Below are 16,861 nucleotides of genomic sequence, written 5' to 3'. Positions count from 1 at the left end.
ACTATTCCTCCTCATTTATGGAGAAACCTTCAGTTCGTCCATCTTCAGTAATGATCTGGGCCAGCTGATCTTCCACATTCTTTAACTTATCATGGCAAAGCTTGGATAATTCCATTCCTTCTTTATAAAAAGAGATCGCTTCTTCCAAAGGCACATCGCCTTCTTCAAGTTTTTCAACTATAGTCTCAAGTTGATCCATCGCCTGTTCAAAACTTAGTTTTTTTTCATCCGCCATTGTTTTCACTCTCCTTGATATCTGTCACAACACATTGAATGCTTCCATCAGAAAGCTTCACCTTTATTTTCCGTTCAGGTTTTACCTGGGAGACTGTTTTGATCAGTTCACCATCGTCTGTGTATGCAAGGCTATAGCCTCGATCCATAATCTTCAGAGGGCTTAAGGCTTCAAGCGTTGAAAGTATTCCTTGGAACTCCTTTCGCTTCTCAGATAAAACGGCTGTCATAGCTCTGTTTAAAGCCCTCGTAGTTCTTACGCGCCTGTCAGCAGACACCTTTCTCAATTCTTCTGGGTGACTTCGTTCTAATCTTCTCTTCAGTTGAAGAAGTGCATCGTTTTTTGAAAAATAAAGCTTTTCAGCTCCACGAGTCAGCGATTCTGTCAGCTTGTCTACTTGTTCAAGTTTTTGTTCATATAACTTCCTTGGATAACGAAAGGCATATGACCTGATCAGCCGCTGATAGCGCTCCTGCTGGAAGAACACCTTTTCCCTCATCGCCCTCATTAATCTTGTTTCTCTGTTCATTACCCTCTCACTGAGCTCCTGGATATGAGGAACGGTCAGCTCCGCCGCTCCAGTTGGAGTCGGTGCTCTCATATCCGCGACAAAGTCAGCGATTGTAAAGTCTGTTTCATGGTCGACTGCTGAAATAATAGGAATTTTCGAGGAGAAAATTGCCCTGGCAACAGATTCCTCATTAAAATTCCATAGCTCTTCAATCGATCCGCCCCCGCGGCCAATAATCAGAACATCAATATCTGCCCTTGCATTTGCCTTCTCAATTGCCCTAACAATGGATGGGCCTCCCTGTTCTCCCTGTACCAGTGCAGGAAAAATGAGTATCTTCGTAATGGGGTATCTTCGCTTGATTGTTGTTAAAATATCGCGGATTGCTGCTCCAGTTGGTGAAGTAACAATGCCAACGGCTTTTGGGTACTTCGGTATAGGCTGCTTGTACTTTGGAGAAAAAAGGCCTTCTTGCTCAAGCTTCTTCTTCAGCTGCTCATAAGCAACAAATAAATCGCCAACTCCATCGGTTTTCATTTCTTTTATGTATACCTGATACTGTCCACTGCCTTCATACACTGAGATATCTCCTCTTACCAGAACCTTCATGCCATTTTCAGGCTTAAAATTCATGGTCCTGGCGGCACCAGCGAACATGACAGCAAGAATTCGGGCTTTCTCATCCTTGAGCGTAAAATACATATGACCGCTCGAATGCCTTTTAAAGTTGGAAATCTCCCCTTTGATATAGACGCCCTGAAGATGCGGATCGGCATCGAATTTTCGTTTTATGTATTTGGTTAACGCGTTGACGGTTAGATAACGCTGATTATCCATTTAGAAACTCCTTTTGTGGAACTATTAATTAGAAAAGCTTAAGCACCTTGGGCAGACCCGGCGAGAACTGGAGGTCCTGACAGTGAAGTCGTACTTTGACTTCATTGACAGGATCGAAACCGAAATGTATAGCCGACTGACCAGAAACGGAGAAACTGGAGACTCCGACAAAGAAGCGCTTTTTGCTTCTGCCGGCGGAGTTGAAGTTTCGGAGTTTCTAGGAGGCGAAACTAGACAATTCGAAAAGCGGAGGCGACTGCCCAGCTCCGACAAGCGTTGGAGGGCCTGACAGTGAAGTCGCTTTTTGACTTCATTGGCAGGACCGAAACGTCTCGAGGAGCTAGGAGCCGCAGCTAGACAAGTGACTCGACGGTCTAGGCGCTGAAGCTAGACACTAATCTAAGTTTAAAAAGTACATGCTTTCTTTAATATCAAAAAACTGCCCATACCCATTATAAATTTAGAATCCCGATTCGTCACTTTACATAAGTGGATTTTCAGTTTCTAACTTATAACAGATATGGACAGAATCACGCCCTTATAGATTTGAATTTTGCAGTCTATTCAAACGGTTCTTTGCAGACTTCATGGTATTGAACATCAACATGGCGATGGTCATTGGACCAACACCCCCAGGTACAGGAGTGATATAGCCGGCTTTTTCCTTGACTTCATCATAGGCTACATCACCACACAGTTTGCCTTGATCATCGCGGTTCATGCCAACATCGATGACGACAGCTCCTGGTTTGATATGGTCAGCGGTAATCAGGCCGGCTTTCCCGACTGCGGCTATGACTACATCCGCCTGTTTCGTGTGTTCCTTTAAATCTTTTGTCCTCGAATGGCAGTATGTAACTGTTGCATTTTCATTCAAGAAAAGCTGGCCTGCCGGCTTGCCGACAATATTGCTTCTGCCTACGACAACTACATGCTTCCCTGCAAGGTCAAACCCTATTTCCTTCATCATCACCATTACACCATATGGCGTGCACGGTAAAAAAGCATCCTGGCCAGTCATCATCCGACCAATATTGATTGGATGGAAGCCATCAACGTCTTTTTCAGGGGAAATAGCCTCAATCAGATTTTTTTCACTGATGTGATCTGGAAGAGGCAGCTGAACCAAGATGCCGTGAATGTTTTCATCACGATTGAGTTCGTCAATCTTAGCCAATAGCTCCTGTTCAGTAATAGAGACAGGATATTCTATCAGAACATTATGCATCCCAAGTTCCCTTGCAGTTTTTTGCTTGCTGTTGACATAGGTTCTCGATGCCTGGTTATCACCGACAAGTATCACAGCCAGGCCTGGAGTCATTCCCTGCTTTTTCAGCTCCTGAACCTCGTCGGCAATTTCGAGTTTCTTCTTTTTAGAAATTTCTTTTCCATCAATAATACTAGCAGCCATACTTTCTCCCCCTATGTGATCAGGGAAGGTCCAACCGCCTGCTTTAATGGTTTTTAGGAAATGCTCCGCTTTACTTTGGACAGAACACCATTAATGAAACGGCTTGATTGGTCATCCCCATATAATTTTGCAATTTCGATCGCTTCATCAAGAACGACATTCATTGGTACGTCTTCGTTACAATACTTCAACTCGTATACGGCAAGGCGCAAAAGATTCCGGTCAACAGCTGCAATTCTGTCGAGCGACCATTTTTCTAGATACGTCTTGATCTCTTCATCGATTTCTTGCTGATGCTCAACCGTACCGTTCACAAGCTTGTTCAGGTAATCATCCCCGGCTTCTTCTTCAAGGACATGTTCAATCGCGTCTGAAACTTCCACCTTGCTTATATCAATCTGGAATAAGGCTTGTAATGCCTTTTCTCGTGCTGTTCTTCTTTTCATTGAATTCTTTAGCTCCTTTAATGGCTTGTCTGATTCTAACAAAATAATAGCATATCATATCTTTTTACGCATGGTTTCCTATTATTTTTCACTTTTTAAAAAAAGTTAATCAAAACAAACGGAAATATCTCTTATCAGCTAATAATTTATGAGTAAATTAGAACAGCACTGGCAACTTTAACACTTAGCATTATATACTCCCACAAACAGTAACTTCTGTGGCGGGAATGGGTATTACCCTTATTTGGAGTTACTACGGACAACTTTTTCGCTACAGCACCAAATTTTACCCCAACCTCAAACACTCTGAGTCTCAATGTTACCAGGAGGAAAAACTCCCTGGACTACAAAAAAAACCAAAGGCATGCATAATTATGCCTTTGGTTCGGTGTTTAAACTTCTTGTTCGACTTCAGGTTCTACTTTTTGGTTTTCAAACTGGACGCCGACTACATGAATATTTACTTCAGTTGCATCAAGTGCAGTCATGTTCAATAATGCCTGGCGGATGTTATCCTGGATTTTTTGAGCAACCACAGGAATGGACACGCCAAACTTCATGACACAATAAACGTCAACCTTGATTCCTTCTTCTGCAAGTTCGACCTTTACACCTTTGCCGTGATTTTTCTTACCTAGTCTTTCAACTACTCCAGCCGCGAAGCTGCCGCGCATTTGCGTTACACCTTCTACTTCGGATGCAGCGATGCTTGCAATGACTTCAATTACTTCAGGTGCAATTTCCACTTTCCCTAAGCCGTTCTCATCATGGCTCATTTCAAGTAAATGTTGCTGTTCACTCATGGCTAGACCTCCTATTATTCTTCTTTCATAAGATCATGCATTTCTAAAAATTTTGTATTGAACTGCCCTTCCACGAAATCCTCATGGTTCAGCAGCTTGAGATGGAACGGGATGGTTGTGTGAATGCCTTCAATCACAAACTCACCAAGCGCTCTCTTCATGCGGTCAATTGCTTCTTCCCGACTGCTTCCATAAGTAATGACCTTCGCAATCATTGAATCATAGTAAGGCGGGATTGTATAACCAGGATATGCCGCTGAGTCTATTCTAACACCAAATCCGCCTGGAGGGAGATACATTTTGATTTTACCCGCAGATGGCATGAAGTTTTTTGCAGGATTTTCTGCGTTGATGCGGCATTCAATCGCCCATCCATTGAACTCAACATCTTCCTGTTTCAGGTTCAGCCTTTCACCTGAAGCAATCTTGATCTGTTCTTTGATTAAATCGACGCCTGTTACCATTTCAGTTACAGGATGTTCAACCTGTATGCGAGTATTCATCTCCATGAAATAAAATTTACGATTGTGATAATCATAAATAAATTCTACCGTGCCGGCTCCGGTATAATCAACTGCTTTCGCCGCTTTGACTGCAGCTGCTCCCATTTCAGCCCTTACTTCTCCGTCAAGTGCAGGTGATGGTGTTTCCTCGAGAAGCTTTTGAAGGCGCCTCTGGATTGAGCAATCACGTTCGCCGAGATGAATGGTGTTGCCATAGCTGTCTGCAAGCACCTGGATTTCAACATGGCGGAAGTCTTCGATATATTTTTCAATATAAACACCCGGATTACCGAATGCTGTCATCGCTTCCTGCTGGGTGATATTGATGCCTTTGATCATCTCCTGCTCCGTTCTGGCAACACGGATTCCTTTACCCCCGCCTCCTGCTGTCGCTTTGATAATGACAGGATAACCGATGTCGTTTGCAAGGCTGACAGCATCTTTCGTGCTCTCAATGATTCCCTGTGATCCAGGAACGATTGGAACATTTGCCTTCTTCATTGTTTCCCTTGCGACATCTTTCGTACCCATTTGTTGGATTGCTTCAGGAGATGGTCCGACGAAAATGATGTTGCACTCTCTGCAAAGCTCGGCGAAATCAGCATTTTCAGCAAGGAAACCATATCCAGGGTGGATGGCGTCACAACCAGTCAGTTTCGCTACGCTGATAATATTTGTGAAATTCAAATAGCTGTCTTTTGAAGCTTTCGGTCCGATACAATATGCTTCATCAGCAAGCTGTACATGAAGTGATTCCTTATCAGCCTCAGAGTATACAGCTACAGATTCGACTCCCAATTCCCTGCAGGCACGGATGACCCGGACTGCGATTTCTCCTCTATTGGCTATCAATAATTTTTTTATCATCAATATCGCTCCTTATTCGGGCTTGACCAGGAATAAAGCTTGGCCGTATTCAACCAGCTGGCCGTCTTTAACAAGAATTTCAACGATTTCCCCGTTTATTTCTGCTTCGATTTCGTTGAAGAGCTTCATGGCTTCTACTATGCATACAATTGAATCTTTGCTGACCTTTGAGCCTGCTTTTACATATGCATCTGCTTCAGGAGAGGAAGATTGATAGAAAGTTCCAACCATTGGTGAAACAATCTTATGTAAATTGGAAGTATCCTCGGTTTCTTCCTGCTTCACTTCCTGTACAGCTGCTGCTTCAAGCTTAGGCTCAGTTCGAGGAGCTTCCTGAACTGCCGGCACTGGTTGTGGAGCAGATGCTGGTGCGCTTGGCTGAACATGCTCAACTACAGATTTGGCTGCTCCATGCTTCTTCATCTTGATTTTTGATCCTTCATATTCATATGAAAATTCGTCAATGCTTGATTGGTCCACTAATTTGATTAACTCTCTGATTTCCTGTACTTTTAACATCTTTAGGCACCCCTTGTCCATTTCATAATTAAGACTAGATACTAATACTATACGATAATACCATGTAAAAATTCAATATGGAACGCTGTTTCTTGTCTTCCTTCTCTATTTTAATATTTTCTGAAAAAAAAGTGAATTCATACGACAGGAATCGCGAAATTTCTAGCGAATATAACAGTAGTTGAATTTTAGAGGAGAATACATTCGATGAAAAGTATGGAAGAAATTAAGAGAGATGATTTGGAAAGAAAAAATTCTTTAATCGTCAAAGCCACATTGGTATCTGTCATTTTGGCTGCAGTTGTTGATATTGCAATGCATAAGGAAATTGCCGTAATTTTTTCAATCATAGTGGGCGGGGGAGCCGGAGTAGGAATCGTTGCATTTCTCCACTATTCAAAAAAGTTAACGAAACTAATCCCTTATCTTTCTGTTGTCATTGTTTCCGCAGTACTTTTCTTAATTATGGAAACTAGTGTCTCACCTACTGCCTATACGCTTCTTTATTTTATCCTTGCTGCCGCAGCGATCTACATGGACAGGAAATTACTGATTTTGGCTTCAGGTCTCGGGTTTGTAATTATCACGGCATTCACATTGATGCATAACCACGAGCTGCCATTGGAAACGAAAAACTATGTAACTATTTATCTATTGTATATGCTGGTTACAGTCATGCTTGGCTTTCAGTTTTCCATCTCCAAGAAGCTCGCTCAAACGATTGTGTCGGCACAGCAGGAAACAGAGAGTCTGTTGATAAAAGATCTAGAGACACGCAAAGTAATCGAAAGCAATACAAGGAGCATTGCAAAGCTGATAGATGATGTTAAATTCAAGAGCAAGGAAAATTATCAATCTTCCATTGAAATGACCCAGTCCGTAACAGAGATATCTGCTGGGATCAATATTCAGTCTGATTCAGTTGTGGATATCACCCAATCTCTTGAGAGTACAAATCAGGTCATCTCCAGAACATCTCAACTTGTAACAAAGTTGCATCAGGACGCAATGACTGCCGAAATGGTTTCAGATAAAGGCGATGAACTGATGTCCAGCCTTATCTCAGAATTGACAGCTTCATATGAGAATATGCAGAATGTCAATTCACACATCCTGTCTCTATCCGCGCTGATCAAGGAAACAACCAGCTTTGCAGCGGATATCCAGGGAATTGCTTCCCAAACTAATTTGCTGGCATTGAACGCATCTATTGAGGCAGCGCGTGCTGGAGAAAGCGGAAAAGGATTCGCCGTCGTTGCAGAAGAAGTAAGGAAGCTCGCTGACATCACAAGTAATACAGCGACGCAAATAACCGAAAACTTACAAAGCGTTATGAGCGATACTTCTAAAACAAAAGAAGGGGTTAACCTGACGGCGGAAAAACTTACACAAAACCTTGAATTAGCTGCAGAGACAATGGAAGCATTTGAAACTATACACCAAACTTTCAAAGTATTGAAGAGTGACATTACTGAGCAGGAGGGTCTGACAAGAACCATTTTGGATTCCTCAATGGCAATCGAAAGTTCCATTACCGGCTTCAGCTCCGTCATCCAGCAGGCAAGCGCCGCGCTGGAGGAAATTTCATCATCAGCAATTTCGCAGAGCGAACATCATGAACATTTATTTAAATCAGTTGAAGCAGCACATCAATCTTTGGATAACTTAATTAAGCTGCAGGAATAAGAATAGCGCAAGCGCCTTGTTCAGCCCCGAAAAGCGCTTCGGTCCTGACAGTGAAGTCGTTCTTTGACTTCATTGGCAGGACCGAAGCGTCTCGATGAGTTAGGAGCGTAGCTAGACACTAATCTAAATACAAAAATTTTATACTCTCTTATTCAGAAATAAAGGGAAGGCCTTCGCCTTCCCTTTTACTTATCGTTCATTTATTTTACAGGCTCAAATTGTACAGCTACTGGCTGTAATGAGCCAAGTTCTGTACGCACCATCTGAATGATCTCGTTTGCTGCAGATGCTGAATGCTCCTGAGCTTTCACCGTGATTCTGACGTTTTCTCCGTCAGCACGGACAAGTGCATCTTCATAGCCCATTGAAGTAATCAATGTTTCAAGTACGCCTTCCTTTTGAGCCACTTCATCAAGCTCGTTCATCTTTTCAATAGCGTCGCTGCGGTCTTGGGCAGGCAGGTCAGTGGAAGCCACAATTGCCTGGAGGTCTTCCTTCATTTTAGTGCGCTGCTCCTCAAGCTTCATGCGAAGTGCTTCGAACTTTTCATCGCTTGCAATGCCAGAAATGACTGTTTTGCCATCCTTGGATTCTGTTGCCGCTGTTTCTTTACCTTCAGCCTGCTGCTCTTCAACACCTGCAAGATCTGCTTTTTGCTGCTCAGGTGCAGTAATATAATACACCGACAGTACCACTACAAGACTTAACATCGTCAATAACCAAACCGTTTGCTTTTTCAATAACATCTATTATTCCCCCTTAGATTTTTTAGGCATGACAGCCACCCGATGGTTTGGTACATCCAAAGCCCTGGTGACGGCCTCGATAATCCATTTTTTCACTTGTATATTTTCGGCACCCTTTGCCACTACGAGAACTCCTCTGATTTCTGGCTTCTTTGTCTCCAGAACGATAGGAACCTCTTTTTCACCGTTGCGGATGATGACCAGCTGCTCATCCTGTGAAGCGTCCTGGACCTTGCGTTTGCCGCCTTCACGATCCGTTTCATCAGTGGTCTGTGATTGGATGACCGTATTCTTTTCAAAGACTTTCTTGTCAGTAGCGTCCACGTTTACAAAAACTGTGACATCCCCAACGCCATTAATACCTTCGAGCATCTCGGTCAATTGGGCTTCATAAGCTTCTTCATACTCGGAAATGACGTCATTGCCTGCCGATTTCTTTTGTCCGAACACGGCAGCTTCCTCTTCAGTTCCTGCCTCCTTCGTGGCTGTAACCGCCACATCGGGATTCTGGTCACCCAGGATGTTGCCTATGAGCATGATTGCTGCCCCGAACAGGACGACAATCATTAAGTATTGGTATTTGCCAGATTTCTTCTCTGGCGGTCCGTCCTTGCCGCTCAATTGCTTCTTAAGCCAGCTTAGTGGACCCTTCTCATTATCCATCCTCGTCACTCCCCCCTTCTATCATTATTTGAATAGACTTTTCAGGAACATTCCATTTTTCTGACAGAAGAGAAGATATTTGATCTGTATTCTGAGAGGTTTGTTTTGATGGAAGGGGTGCGTTCGTATCAATTTCTACTTCTCTTACTACTGCCACAGTCTCTCCCTCATCTTCGGCTTTTTTCACATGCACGATGACATACTCCAGGTTTTCAGGGAAAGGCCGCTGATCCTGATCATTTACTGCAAGCTCGATATTAGCAATCTCCATTCCTTCTTGCTCCATCAACTCCTCCTCTGCGGCTGTTTTCAATTGGACAGCCATTGTTTCTAAAATATATGCATGCTGGGATGCTTGTATTTCTTTTTTCTGAAATTCTATTGAATTTTTTACATTTTCATTCTCCAAATGATTGAATTGGCCCATAGAAGCGATCGCCGATTCAAAGTCTGAAGTAAATAGTTTCATGACCGGGGACAGAATGATGGCGATTAAAATAAGGCCAGTAACAATTTTTGTGTATTTTTGGAAACTAGAATTTGGCAGCAGCATGTCAAGGACAGTCGCCAGGAGGATGAAGATAATAATATTGGTAACCCACTCTTTAATAAAACCCATTTCTTCTCCCCCTACCTCACCATCATCGTTAGATTTCCAGCGGCAATAATGACCGTAATCGTCAAAAAGAACATAAGTGAAACAATTCCCAGTGCGGCAAAAACATAGATGATGCTTTTGCTGATAATATCAAGACAGGTTATCACTGGTCCGCCACCCAAAGGCTGTAGAATCGCAGCGGCAAATTTATATATGAATGCTACCATCAGGATTTTCACGGCAGGAAAAGCAGCGATGATTAGAAGTATGGCCACACCCGCCAGACCGACTGTGTTCTTAAGCAGCATCGAAGCGCTGATCACGGTATCTGTCGCATCCGTGAACACACGGCCGATCACCGGAACAAAATTGCCGGTAATGAATTTAGCCGTCTTTACAGTGACTCCATCTGTTACGGCTGAGGATGCTCCCTGAACAGAAATGACACCCAGGAATACGGTTAGTAAAATACCCAGCAGCCCGACACTCCAGTTCCTGAGCATACTCGCCAACTGTGTGACCTTGTAATGCTCTGACAGGATACTGACGATACTCAGAAGGGTTGAAAGAAATAAGAGCGGGAGCACGACATATTGGATGAACATACCGCTGGTGTTCATCATAAAAATGATGACTGGATGGAAAAATGCTGCCGATATCAGGCCCCCCCCGGATGTTGCCATCAGGGCCAGGAGCAGCGGGATTAAGGCCAGGATGAATTGAATCATTGTGCCTATCGTGTCATTTGTGTAATCCACCACAACATGGAAACTGTTGAGCGCAATAATGATGAGGACCATGAACACGATAGAATAGGCAACCTTGCTGATCGTGCTTTTTTCAAAAGAATTTTGCAGGGCTTGAAGAAACATACTGAATACGGTGAGCAAAATAAGTGAACCTAATAATTTTCCATTGACGATAAATTCATGGAATGCAAAATTCAGTATGCCTTTGAACCATTCTTTCATTGAAAACTTTTTTTCACCGCTGATGAAATCATATAGACTGCCTTTCTGGCTTTCGGGCAAATAACCATCATATTTATTGATGATATCTTCCCAGAAACCTTTTAGCTCATCGATATTCAAGTCCTCAAGCTGTGCTCCGGCGATTTTATCCGGATTGATCAAGGAGCTGGTTTTCTCTTCGTCACCAGCAGCTTGTACAATTGGAATGAAAAAGAATAATTGGATCAATAGAATGCCAAGGATAAACTGCAGACGCTGCTTCAACTATGTTCACCTCTTTACGGGAGGGCTATCAATCAGCCCGGAATCAAGCGAATGATGGTTTCAATCATTACGGTGAGGATTGGAATGGTCATGGTCAGAATAAGGATCTTCCCACCTAACTCTATCTTTGAAGCAATTGCACCCTGACCTGCATCTTTTGTGATTTGGGCAGCAAATTCGGCAATATAGGCAATCCCAATAATTTTCAGGATCGTTTCCACATACACGAGATTTACCTTCGCATTAGCCGCAAGACTTTGGATCATTGAAATTATCTGGTAGATTTGATCAACCAGAAAGAGGAAGATCGCTGAACCAGTGAACACAATCAGCAAGAAAGCAAAGTTCGGCTTTTGTTCCTTGACAATCAGGGTCAGGAAAGTCGCGATCAGTGCTACACCTGTTATTTGAAGAATTTCAATGGCAGAGCCCTCCCTTACCCTTGAAATAGGAAAACAGACTTAATTTTTTGAAAGAGATCATCGACAATCGACGCCACCATGAAAAGGATGTAGATGAACCCAAACAAGGTTACCCACTGTGCATATTCCTTCTTTCCCACCTGATCGAGTATGGTGTGTAGAAATGCAACGACGATGCCTACACCTGCGATTTTAAAAATAATATCCACTTCAAGACCCATCTTGTCCTCCTCCTAAACGCTATATCAGTAAGATGATTAATAATAAGCCAGATAAAAAGCCGATACTTTTCACCATTTTTTCGTATTTCATTTGTTTTTCGCAGGCATCTGCTTCTTCTCTTTCCAGATGGGAGATCGTCAGCAGGATTTGTTTTTGCTGTGAATGCCGGTCATGCCTGCCGAGCGTCTCACCAAATTGCTTCATGATTTCAAACTCCCCCTGTTTGAAGGCGGTCAGTTTCCATACTTCTTTCAGACTTTCTTCCCATGCGGCTTTCACTGTTGTATCGGATTCTGTCAGCTTTTTAGAAAAAGCTTCAAAAAACCAGGATAAAGGCTTAGACATCTGGGCAGCGAGCTTTCTCGAGGCATCATGCAGTGGTGTGTGTCCATACATGATTTCTGCCTCCAAAGATTGAAGTGCCGACTTCAGGAGCCTAAGCTGTCTTGGACGCTCGCTAAGGTGCCTTGATGCCTCGAAACCTGTCCAAGTCGTGGTCAGGATAATTAAAATAGCGCCAATTATTTTTATCATTTATGTCACTCTCACTTTTTGGCGGATTTCTTTCCCGCTTGCTTCCCTGATCGAGATAATTGTTCCCGGGCCAGAAATCCTTCCAAGTTCCACAAATCGCTCAAAAATCCCCATCTCCAAAATCGGCTTCAACGTTGGCCTTTTCTGGATATCCTCTAGCGAATCTCCGTGTGTTGTCATGATCAATTTTATTCCTGCATTAACGGCTTCAAGAATTGCTTCTCCGTCTTCTTTGCGGCCGATCTCATCAACAATCAGGACATCGGGGCTCATTGAGCGGATCATCATCATCATCCCCTCGGCCTTGGGGCAAGAATCGAGGATATCTACTCTTGGTCCAAATGTAAGTTGCGGGACCCCTTTTACACACCCTGCTATTTCCGATCGCTCATCCACAATGCCTGCTTTTAGAGGAGGCAATTTCTTATCAGGAATTCCATTGGAAATCATCCTTGCTATATCCCTGAGCAATGTGGTCTTTCCAGTCTGGGGCGGTCCAATTATCATTGTATGCTTCCAGCCATTCTGATAAATGTATGGAAGCAACGGCTCTGCGATCCCGATTTTTTCCCTTGCGATCCTCAGATTAAAGGAAGAAATATCCCTTATTGCTTTGACAAAGCCATTTTCAAGGATCACTTTGCCTGCCAATCCCACTCGATGACCTCCGGCAATCGTGATATAGCCTCGCTTTAGTTCTTCCTCCAAGGTATACATTGAAAAATGCCCTAGCTTGTTCAATAGCTGGACAGCATCCTCAGGCGGAATGATGTACGGCAGGAATTGTGGCTTTCCTCTTACCGTTATTTCAAGCGGCCGGTTAATTCGTATCCGCACTTCTTCCATTCCATCTTTGTCATTAGGAGGCACTGCATCCAGCAATTCCGCAATTCGTTTCGGCAAAAAAGATAAGATATCGTCCATCATCGATCCTCCTGACATACGCTTACTTAATATGTATGCCTGCTTGGCCACTTTATGACCGGCAGATTCGTGGACGGTTGATAGAGATAGTTTGTAAAGTGTTGATCAAATACGATATTTTTCATGAAGGCTTTAAGCTAGCTGCATTGCTAAAACGAAATAATATCGCTTTTAAACGAAAAGAATAATGTCGAAAGGAGTTGATAAAAATGAATGAGGATCACAAGAAGTTCCAGAAAGTCCAGAGAGACGACCGCGCTTCATACCTTGGGGGCGGCAGAAGTCCAAAGGAATCACCGATGACAGACACTAAATATAACAACAAGAATGACACTGACAAAGCACCTGGAGCTGGTGAGTAAAAGGTTCAGTTCCTTTAATCCCATACCACGCTTTTTTCTATGACCGTTATTTGTTTTTCAATACCAACATAGAAATAGGTAATAGAAAAAGTAGTGTGGAGGGATGCTGGATGGATAGTGGATTGTATAAAGGCTACCGTAGCAACAGTTTCGGAAATGGAAAAAAGATCACTGTTAGCGGAGAAGGTTCTGTGTTTGCTGCGCCAAACAGGGCGACAGCAACGGTTGGCGTTCGGACCGAAAATCAAAACCTGCAAACTGCACAGGCTGAAAATGCCGCAAAATCCAATGAAATGTTAGCAGCCTTGCACAACCTTGGAATTGCAAAGGATGATATTAAAACGGCCGATTTCCGGATCGACCCAATTTACACTTATGAGGACGGCAAGCAGTTCTTTCAGGGATATCGTGTCACACATCTGTACACGATCACGATCAGGAATCTTCCACAGGCAGGATTGATCATCGACACTGCTGTTGAAAATGGCGCAAACGAGATCATGAATATACAATTTTCCGTAGCAGAGCCTCAGGAATTGTACAATCGCGCACTTTCAATGGCAGTAGTTGATTCATACAACAAAGCACAAACTGTTGCTCGGACTTTAGGAATCCAGACACCCATTTCCCCACTCACAATTACCGAAGAAGCCCAGAAAGGTTCACCAGGTCCCTTCCTAGTTGCATCTTTAGATACAAGCAGCGGGAGCGGGACACCGATTGAACCAGGACAACTGGAAATCAAAGCTACTGTAACAGGAACATATATTAGTTAATGAATGTGCAAAAGTCAGGCTTATTGCCTGGCTTTTTTGTGGTATAACGGTATAAGCTGAACATGCAAACAACAGCTGACACAAATTATCTATATCCAGTTTAATATTTTTACGTTAAAATACCTCTATATGTATTTAATAAGGAGAGATCTTCATGAAGAAATTATTCGTTTCAGTTATGTTCATATTATTGATCACCGGCTGTTCGGGTGGCGGTTCCTATACTGATGTTTCAGTCGATGAAGCAAAAGAATTGATCGATAGTGAGGAAGTTCAAGTTTTGGATGTACGTACACCTGATGAATTCGCAGCAGGACATATCCCAGGAGCGAAATTAGTTCCATTGCAAGTCATTGATAGCATGCTTTCCGAGCTTGATAAAGACCAAAAATATTTAGTCGTCTGCAGAAGTGGCAACCGCTCTACCCAGGCTAGCGAAATCCTCGTGGAAAATGGCTTCAAGAATATCTACAACATGACCGGCGGAATGAATGAGTGGACGTATGAAATAGAGAAATAGGCAATCGATGGCATTTGCCATCTCTGGCAAGCGCTGCAATATATTTAAGCATCTCGTTATTCGAGATGCCTTTTTCATACAGCTTTGGTATATCTGATAGTTGCCTTCACAGTATTTGAAAAATAAACGGATAAATTCCGCTTAAATTGAAAATGACCCTTGTTTGATTAAAAATAAGGGTAGTTTTTCCGTCTATTTACTCCAAATCGTTGGATTTTGTCTTATTTATCGCAGTTAACCGGAATATCTCCGCTTATTTCTGCTTCATAAGCTCCCTCTAAATACAATAGCCGGAAATTCTCCGCTTATGATTTCTTAAACCTACATGAATATCAACAGTGAATAATAACAGAGATTTTCATAAAAAAAACCTGCATAGCTGCAGGTTTTTTACTTTTAATTATGCACGAGATACATAAGATGAATCCGTTGTGTTGATGATGAGTCTGTCGCCCTGGTTGATGAAGAATGGAACCTGTACTGTAAGGCCGGTTTCCAAAGTCGCAGACTTAGTGCCGCCAGAAGAAGTGTCACCTTTGATACCAGGTTCTGTTTCTGTTACTTCAAGTTCTACAGAGTTTGGAAGTTCGACACCAAGAGTTTCGTGGCAGAATTGCATGATGTATACTTCCATGTTTTCCTTAAGGAATTTCAACTCATATTCAATAGAAGAACCTGGCAATTCGATTTGCTCATAAGATTCATTATCCATGAATACGTGCTGGTCGCCGCTTGCATATAGGTATTGCATTTTGCGGTTCTCAATCTGTGCTTTCGCTACTTTTTCACCAGCGCGGAAAGTTTTTTCCTGGATCGCGCCTGTACGAAGGTTGCGAAGCTTTGAACGAACGAAGGCAGCTCCTTTTCCTGGCTTTACGTGTTGGAAATCAAGTACACGCCAAATCCCATTGTCCACTTCGATTGTTAAACCTGTACGGAAATCGTTAACTGAAATCATTATTTGTCCTCCTAATGTGTCCTATAATATGATGAGTTCCTTAGTAGAATGTGTCAGTGACTCATTATGGTCTTTCGTAATAACAGTATCATCCTCAATCCTTACACCGCCAAGTCCAGCAATATAGATTCCTGGCTCAACAGTCACAACCATACCTGTTTCAAGGACGGTATCAGATCTGAAGGAAAGACCAGGTCCTTCATGTACTTCTAGTCCGATTCCATGCCCTGTAGAGTGGTCAAAATACTCTCCGTATCCTTTTTCGGTGATAAAGTTGCGTGTAAGGGCATCGGCTTCTTTTCCTGTCATGCCCGGCTTGATACCTGCCATTCCCCGAAGCTGCGCTTCAAGTACAATATCATAGATTTCCTTTAGCTTGTCTGATGGGCTGCCTACGGCTAATGTACGGGTAATATCAGATACATAACCATTAAAATATGCACCATAATCCAGGGTTACAAAATCTCCTGATTCAATCACCTTGTCACTCGCTACTCCGTGCGGAAGTGCTGAACGGTAGCCTGATGCTACAATGATATCGAATGAAGAGGATGATGCTCCCTGTTTTCTCATGAAGAATTCCAGTTCATTAGATACTTCCAGCTCTGTCCTGCCCGGACGAATAAACTCAAGTATATGTGTAAACGCAGCATCTGCAATAGCTGCTGCTTCCTTTAATATCTTAATCTCTGAATCAGTCTTAATCAAGCGTAACTTTTCGATTTCCCCTGATACGGGCACTAATTCAGCTTCCACACCATTATCGAAAGTTTTATAAGCTGAATATGTAACATGGTTTTCTTCGAAGCCTAACTTTTTGATTCCCAGGTTTTTGGCTTGTGCCGCCACTTCTTCCTGAATCAGTCCTTTATGCAGGACCACTTCGTAACCTTCGCATTGTTTTGCAGCCTGCTCGGTATACCTGAAATCCGTGATGAATAATGCTTTTTCTGCGCTGATCAGCACCATGCCTGCAGAACCAGTAAACCCCGTCATATATCTGCGATTGTAATCACTTGTGACCAGCATTCCATCGATTCCGAGCCTTTGAAAGCTCTCGCGCAATTTTTGAATTTTATTCAT

The 16,861-nt window shown here is 42.9% G+C and carries 22 protein-coding genes; 5 read left to right on the top strand and 17 right to left on the bottom strand.

Features of this window, described 5'->3' with window-relative positions; genetic code table 11:
* Position 1: 1 nt before the first annotated feature.
* Both LC048_RS05650 and xseA read right to left on the bottom strand, forming a co-directional pair.
* The gene (locus LC048_RS05650) at positions 2-235 is read right to left on the bottom strand and encodes an exodeoxyribonuclease VII small subunit (protein ID WP_226602089.1); all 234 of its coding nucleotides are present in this window, start codon (positions 233-235) and stop codon (positions 2-4) included.
* Positions 225-1,583 (bottom strand): exodeoxyribonuclease VII large subunit, encoded by a 1,359-nt coding sequence (xseA, locus tag LC048_RS05645; RefSeq protein WP_306049671.1) that lies wholly within the window; start codon positions 1,581-1,583, stop codon positions 225-227. The genes LC048_RS05650 and xseA overlap by 11 nt, the downstream gene beginning before the upstream one ends.
* An 82-nt stretch (positions 1,584-1,665) precedes the next feature.
* Here xseA and LC048_RS05640 point away from each other — a divergent pair, with 82 nt between their 5' ends.
* Positions 1,666-1,872, top strand: coding sequence for a hypothetical protein (locus LC048_RS05640; RefSeq protein ID WP_226602087.1), 207 nt, complete (start codon positions 1,666-1,668; stop codon positions 1,870-1,872).
* Positions 1,873-2,121: 249 nt separating this feature from the next.
* Here the strand turns inward: LC048_RS05640 and folD are convergent, their stop codons facing one another.
* The 5 genes from folD to accB all read right to left on the bottom strand — a co-directional run bounded on the left by folD (position 2,122) and on the right by accB (position 6,132).
* Entirely contained in the window at positions 2,122-2,994 is an 873-nt protein-coding gene (gene folD, locus LC048_RS05635) for a bifunctional methylenetetrahydrofolate dehydrogenase/methenyltetrahydrofolate cyclohydrolase FolD (RefSeq protein ID WP_226602086.1), read from the bottom strand.
* 53 nt (positions 2,995-3,047) lie between these two features.
* Positions 3,048-3,440: a transcription antitermination factor NusB gene (gene nusB, locus LC048_RS05630; RefSeq protein ID WP_226602085.1), complete on the bottom strand. Its 393-nt coding sequence runs from the start codon at positions 3,438-3,440 to the stop codon at positions 3,048-3,050.
* Between the two features lie 392 nt (positions 3,441-3,832).
* Positions 3,833-4,243, bottom strand: a complete 411-nt coding sequence (locus tag LC048_RS05625) for an Asp23/Gls24 family envelope stress response protein (RefSeq protein WP_023627378.1) — start codon at positions 4,241-4,243, stop codon at positions 3,833-3,835.
* Positions 4,244-4,257: 14 nt separating this feature from the next.
* Positions 4,258-5,613, bottom strand: coding sequence for an acetyl-CoA carboxylase biotin carboxylase subunit (accC, locus tag LC048_RS05620; RefSeq protein ID WP_226602084.1), 1,356 nt, complete (start codon positions 5,611-5,613; stop codon positions 4,258-4,260).
* A gap of 12 nt (positions 5,614-5,625) precedes the next feature.
* Positions 5,626-6,132, bottom strand: a complete 507-nt coding sequence (accB, locus tag LC048_RS05615; protein WP_226602083.1) for an acetyl-CoA carboxylase biotin carboxyl carrier protein — start codon at positions 6,130-6,132, stop codon at positions 5,626-5,628.
* Between the two features lie 207 nt (positions 6,133-6,339).
* Between accB and LC048_RS05610 the strand changes: the two genes are divergently transcribed.
* Entirely contained in the window at positions 6,340-7,818 is a 1,479-nt protein-coding gene (locus tag LC048_RS05610; protein ID WP_226602082.1) for a methyl-accepting chemotaxis protein, read from the top strand.
* A 200-nt stretch (positions 7,819-8,018) separates the two neighbouring features.
* Here the strand turns inward: LC048_RS05610 and LC048_RS05605 are convergent, their stop codons facing one another.
* The 8 genes from LC048_RS05605 to spoIIIAA are packed head-to-tail and all read right to left on the bottom strand — an operon-like array spanning position 8,019 to position 13,162.
* Entirely contained in the window at positions 8,019-8,564 is a 546-nt protein-coding gene (locus tag LC048_RS05605; RefSeq protein WP_226602081.1) for a SpoIIIAH-like family protein, read from the bottom strand.
* Between the two features lie 3 nt (positions 8,565-8,567).
* Entirely contained in the window at positions 8,568-9,227 is a 660-nt protein-coding gene (spoIIIAG, locus tag LC048_RS05600; RefSeq protein WP_226602080.1) for a stage III sporulation protein AG, read from the bottom strand.
* The gene (gene spoIIIAF / locus LC048_RS05595) at positions 9,220-9,846 is read right to left on the bottom strand and encodes a stage III sporulation protein AF (RefSeq protein WP_226602079.1); all 627 of its coding nucleotides are present in this window, start codon (positions 9,844-9,846) and stop codon (positions 9,220-9,222) included. Before spoIIIAF ends, spoIIIAG begins: the two co-directional genes overlap by 8 nt.
* An 11-nt stretch (positions 9,847-9,857) precedes the next feature.
* On the bottom strand, positions 9,858-11,060 hold the full coding sequence (spoIIIAE, locus tag LC048_RS05590; RefSeq protein ID WP_306049669.1) for a stage III sporulation protein AE: 1,203 nt from the start codon (positions 11,058-11,060) through the stop codon (positions 9,858-9,860).
* A gap of 32 nt (positions 11,061-11,092) precedes the next feature.
* A complete protein-coding gene (gene spoIIIAD, locus LC048_RS05585; protein WP_306050453.1) occupies positions 11,093-11,482 on the bottom strand; it encodes a stage III sporulation protein AD in 390 nt (129 codons plus the stop codon).
* Between the two features lie 14 nt (positions 11,483-11,496).
* Positions 11,497-11,703 carry a stage III sporulation protein AC gene (gene spoIIIAC, locus LC048_RS05580; RefSeq protein WP_009794945.1) on the bottom strand — a complete coding sequence of 69 codons (207 nt, stop codon included), beginning with the start codon at positions 11,701-11,703 and terminating at the stop codon, positions 11,497-11,499.
* A 19-nt stretch (positions 11,704-11,722) separates the two neighbouring features.
* Positions 11,723-12,238, bottom strand: coding sequence for a stage III sporulation protein SpoIIIAB (spoIIIAB, locus tag LC048_RS05575; protein ID WP_306049668.1), 516 nt, complete (start codon positions 12,236-12,238; stop codon positions 11,723-11,725).
* Positions 12,239-13,162: a stage III sporulation protein AA gene (gene spoIIIAA / locus LC048_RS05570; RefSeq protein WP_226602077.1), complete on the bottom strand. Its 924-nt coding sequence runs from the start codon at positions 13,160-13,162 to the stop codon at positions 12,239-12,241.
* Between the two features lie 209 nt (positions 13,163-13,371).
* Between spoIIIAA and LC048_RS05565 the strand changes: the two genes are divergently transcribed.
* The 3 genes from LC048_RS05565 (at position 13,372) to LC048_RS05555 (ending at position 14,820) form a co-directional block, all read left to right on the top strand.
* The gene (locus LC048_RS05565) at positions 13,372-13,524 is read left to right on the top strand and encodes a hypothetical protein (protein WP_156972708.1); all 153 of its coding nucleotides are present in this window, start codon (positions 13,372-13,374) and stop codon (positions 13,522-13,524) included.
* 110 nt (positions 13,525-13,634) lie between these two features.
* Complete coding sequence (locus tag LC048_RS05560) at positions 13,635-14,300, top strand: SIMPL domain-containing protein (RefSeq protein WP_226602076.1); 666 nt, start codon at positions 13,635-13,637, stop codon at positions 14,298-14,300.
* A gap of 154 nt (positions 14,301-14,454) precedes the next feature.
* The gene (locus LC048_RS05555; protein ID WP_226602075.1) at positions 14,455-14,820 is read left to right on the top strand and encodes a rhodanese-like domain-containing protein; all 366 of its coding nucleotides are present in this window, start codon (positions 14,455-14,457) and stop codon (positions 14,818-14,820) included.
* A 400-nt stretch (positions 14,821-15,220) separates the two neighbouring features.
* On the opposite strand, the gene efp is transcribed toward LC048_RS05555, so the two are convergent.
* Positions 15,221-15,778 carry an elongation factor P gene (gene efp, locus LC048_RS05550; RefSeq protein WP_306049666.1) on the bottom strand — a complete coding sequence of 186 codons (558 nt, stop codon included), beginning with the start codon at positions 15,776-15,778 and terminating at the stop codon, positions 15,221-15,223.
* Positions 15,779-15,799: 21 nt separating this feature from the next.
* Positions 15,800-16,861 carry a M24 family metallopeptidase gene (locus tag LC048_RS05545; RefSeq protein ID WP_306049664.1) on the bottom strand — a complete coding sequence of 354 codons (1,062 nt, stop codon included), beginning with the start codon at positions 16,859-16,861 and terminating at the stop codon, positions 15,800-15,802.

The organism is Mesobacillus subterraneus (assembly GCF_020524355.2).
In the GTDB taxonomy this organism is placed as follows: Bacteria; Bacillota; Bacilli; order Bacillales; family Cytobacillaceae; genus Mesobacillus; species Mesobacillus subterraneus_C.
Note: the sequence above shows the minus strand (reverse complement) of the source record. Positions and strands in the feature narration are given on the sequence as shown.